Origin of the sequence: Stenotrophomonas sp. GD04024 (genome assembly GCF_029837545.1) — a bacterium.
GTDB classification, from domain to species: Bacteria; Pseudomonadota; Gammaproteobacteria; order Xanthomonadales; family Xanthomonadaceae; genus Stenotrophomonas; species Stenotrophomonas forensis.
In genome coordinates this window covers 1-3,978 of sequence record NZ_JAOEDV010000143.1, presented here as the reverse complement: position 1 = coordinate 3,978, position 3,978 = coordinate 1, and the positions used below count along the sequence as shown (strand labels likewise).

2 protein-coding genes and 1 riboswitch are annotated in these 3,978 nt (G+C 65.1%); of the genes, one reads left to right on the top strand and one right to left on the bottom strand.

All coding sequences use genetic code 11. The features are described from left to right. Nucleotides 1–165: 165 nt before the first annotated feature. The gene (locus N7590_RS21885; protein ID WP_008267394.1) at nucleotides 166–1,743 is read right to left on the bottom strand and encodes a BCCT family transporter; all 1,578 of its coding nucleotides are present in this window, start codon (nucleotides 1,741–1,743) and stop codon (nucleotides 166–168) included. Between the two features lie 246 nt (nucleotides 1,744–1,989). Further along, nucleotides 1,990–2,091: riboswitch (TPP riboswitch) on the top strand. Between the two features lie 82 nt (nucleotides 2,092–2,173). Between N7590_RS21885 and thiC the strand changes: the two genes are divergently transcribed. Next, nucleotides 2,174–3,978 (top strand): phosphomethylpyrimidine synthase ThiC (thiC, locus tag N7590_RS21880; RefSeq protein WP_279935900.1); only part of this gene is annotated, 1,805 nt, incomplete at its 3' end.

The following is a 3,978-nucleotide window of genomic DNA, read 5'->3' as shown; positions in this document are numbered from 1 at the left end:
GCGCCCGAACGCACAGCCGCCAGCGGCTGGGCCGGTCTGGGGGTTTACGGCGTGTCCTGCCGGCCCACACCGCCCCGCCCAACCAGCAGCAATCCAGAGCCGCTGTTGAAGTTGCTGTTGCCGTTGCTTGAAAAAAGCGGTGCAGCCGCAGGCTACAAAACACCCTCAATCCGAATCCTGAGCGCGTGCCGCCTCCGCCTGCGTCTCTTCCTGCGCTGCCATCTCGCGCGCTATCCACGCATCGATCATGTGCCGCTGGCGCTGTGCCTGCCGCCGCTCGCGCGTGTACTCCTGGTCCAGCACCCGGTACAGCGACACCATCACCAGCACCATCAGCAGCGCAAATGGCAATGCCGCGATCGTGATCATGCCCTGCAGCGCATCCAGGCCGCCCGCCAGCAGCAGCGCCGCTGCGATCAATGCCACCGCGATGCCCCAGGCCAGCTTGCGCTTCAACGGCGGATCGCCCGCTTCATCGGTGGACATGCTGGCCAGCACCAGCACCGCCGAATCGGCCGATGTCACGAAGAAGATCATCAGCAGCACCAGCGCGATGCAGGAAAGCAGCAAGGGCAGCGGCATGCTGTCAAACAGCGTGAACAGCACCGTTTCATAGCCGTTGCCCAGTGCCTGTACCAGATCGGCATGGCCGAAGATCTGCGCCCACAGCGCGGTGCCGCCAAACACCGCGAACCAGAAGAAGCCCAGCACGGTCGGTGCCAGCACCACGCCGATGACGAACTCGCGGACACTGCGTCCGCGCGAGATACGCGCGATGAACGAGCCGACGAACGGGGCCCAGGAAATCCACCACGCCCAGTAGAAGATGGTCCAGTCCGCCACCCAGGTGCTGCCCGAGAACGGCGACATGCGCAGACTCATCGTCACCAGCTGGTTGAGGTACGAGCCCAGGGTGGTGGTGAACGTATCGAAGATGAATCCGGTCGGGCCCAGCACCAGTACGGTGGCGGCCAGCAGCGCGGCCAGCGCAAGGTTGAAGTTGGACAGCCACTTCACTCCGCGCTCCACGCCACTGGCGGTGGACGCCATGTACAGCACGAACGCGATGGCGATGATGGTCAGCTGCAGGGGCACGCCCGCGTGCAGGCCGAACACGCGCTCCATGCCGGCAGCGATCTGGATGGTGCCGAAGCCCAGCGTGGTGGCCACGCCAATCGCAGTGGCAACGACCGCTGCAATGTTGACCACGCGCCCGATCCAGCCGCGATGGTGGCGGCCGATGATCGGCTGCAGCATGTCGCTGACCAGGCCGCGGCCGTTGCGGTTGAACTGGAACCAGGCCATCGCCAGGCCGATCAGCGCGTAGATTGCCCAGGGGTGCAGGCCCCAATGGAAGAATGCATAGCGCATCGAAGCCCGCGCCGCGTCCATGCTCTGCGGGGCCAGGCCTTCCGGTGGCTTGGTGAAGTGGGAAATCGGCTCGGCGGCGCCCCAGAACACCAGGCCGATGCCCATGCCTGCGGCGAACAGCATCGACATCCAGCTGGCGCGCGAGAACTCCGGTTCGGCATCTTCACCGCCGATGCGCAGGTTGCCGAAACGACCGAAGGCCAGGTACATCAGGAAGGTCAGCGCCAGGAACACGACCAGAAGATAGAGCCAACCGACACTGCGGATGACATCGGCGAGTACCGACTGGACGACGGTATTGAACGGGCCGGGCGCGAAGCCAGCCAGCAGCACCAGGACGAGCACCAGTGCGATGGAAATGCGAAACACCATGAAGGAGCTTCTCCGATCAAGGGATTGAGCGGAGCGAGCAGAGCTTGCAGCGAGGGGCCGGCGGCGTGCAGCGCGAGCCGGGCAGGGGCCGCGTCGGCGGCGAAGGAAGCATCGGTCGCTGGAATGCGACGGACGTGCACGTTACTGAACGCGATGTCACGGCTCTGTTAGTACAGAAACAACGAATCCACGCGATGCGCGGCTGCAACGGTCATGAGCTGCAGTGCTTTCTATGCTCTAATGCGCAGCAAGAAGCGGGGGTACCGCGGCCAAACGGCCACGGTTGAGACAGTCCCTTGGAACCTGATCCGGCTCATACCGGCGTAGGGAAGCTTTGCAATGCTGCCATGCCCGGACTCCGCCCAGGGACCGTCCGCGCGTGGCGGCAGTGCGCCGCCGCTTCGTCCCTGACCTTCCTGGACGATGCCCGATGGACGCACAGCTCTCTGCCCTGCAGCAACAGGCCCAGCAACTCTCCGAATCCGTGACCCGGCCCATTCCCGGCTCGCGCAAGATCCACGTGCCCGGCTCGCGCCCGGACCTGCAGGTGCCGATGCGCGAGATCGCGCTGACCCGCACGCCGACGCTGTTCGGCGGCGAAGAGAATGCACCGGTCACGGTCTACGACACGTCGGGCCCGTATACCGATCCGGAAGTGCACATCGATCTGTCCGCTGGCTTGCCGGCGCTGCGTCGCGGCTGGGTGGAAGAGCGCGGCGACACCGAGCAGCTCGAAGGCCTGAGTTCTTCATTCGGTCGCGATCGCGAGCATGACCCGAAGCTCGATGCGGTGCGCTTCCCTGCACGCAGCCTGCCGCGCCGTGCACGCGCCGGCGCCAACGTCACGCAGATGCATTACGCGCGGCGCGGCATCATCACGCCGGAAATGGAATTCGTCGCCATCCGTGAGAACCAGCGGCTGGAAGCGATCCGCGACGCCGGCCTGCTGCAGCAGCATCCGGGCGAGGCGTTCGGGGCGTCGATCCAGAAGATCATCACTCCGGAATTCGTGCGCGACGAGATCGCCCGCGGCCGTGCGGTGCTGCCCAACAACATCAACCATCCGGAAAGCGAGCCGATGATCATCGGCCGCAACTTCCTCACCAAGATCAACGCCAACATCGGCAACAGCGCGGTGTCCTCCGGCATCGCCGAGGAGGTGGAGAAGCTGGTGTGGGCGATCCGCTGGGGCGGCGACACGGTGATGGACCTGTCCACCGGCAAGCACATCCACGAAACCCGCGAATGGATCATCCGCAACTCGCCGGTGGCGATCGGTACCGTGCCGATCTACCAGGCGCTGGAGAAGGTCGACGGCCGCGCCGAGGCACTCACCTGGGAGATCTTCCGCGACACGCTGATCGAGCAGGCCGAGCAGGGCGTGGATTACTTCACCATCCATGCCGGCGTGCTGCTGCGCTATGTGCCGCTCACCGCCAAGCGGGTGACCGGCATCGTCAGCCGTGGTGGTTCGATCATGGCCAAGTGGTGCCTGGCACATCACAGGGAGAACTTCCTCTACACGCATTTCGAAGAGATCTGCGAGATCATGAAGGCCTACGACGTGACCTTCTCGCTGGGCGACGGCCTGCGCCCGGGCTGCATCGCCGATGCCAACGATGCAGCGCAGTTCGGCGAACTGGAAACGCTGGGGGAGTTGACGAAGATTGCCTGGAAGCACGACGTGCAGACCATGATCGAAGGCCCCGGCCACGTGCCGATGCAGCTGATCAAGGAGAACATGGACAAGCAGCTGCGCGAGTGTGGCGAAGCGCCGTTCTACACGCTGGGGCCGCTGACCACCGACATCGCACCCGGCTACGACCACATCACCAGTGCGATCGGCGCGGCGATGATCGGCTGGTTCGGCACCGCCATGCTGTGCTACGTGACGCCGAAGGAGCACCTGGGCCTGCCCAACCGCCAGGACGTGCGCGACGGCATCATGGCCTACCGCATCGCCGCGCATGCGGCCGACCTCGCCAAGGGCCACCCGGGTGCGCAGGTGCGCGACAACGCGCTGAGCAAGGCGCGCTTCGAATTCCGCTGGGAGGACCAGTTCCATCTTGGCCTGGATCCGGAGAAGGCCAAGGAGTTCCATGATGAGACCCTGCCGAAGGACGCGCACAAGCTGGCCCACTTCTGTTCGATGTGCGGCCCGCACTTCTGCTCGATGAAGATCACCCAGGACGTGCGTGACTACGCCGAGGCCGGCATGAAGGAGAAGTCGGAGCA

What these genes read in the sequence shown, in the direction of transcription:
- N7590_RS21885 (WP_008267394.1), bottom strand. Translation starts at nt 1,743, where the DNA reads ATGGTGTTTCGCATTTCCATCGCACTGGTGCTCGTCCTGGTGCTGCTG.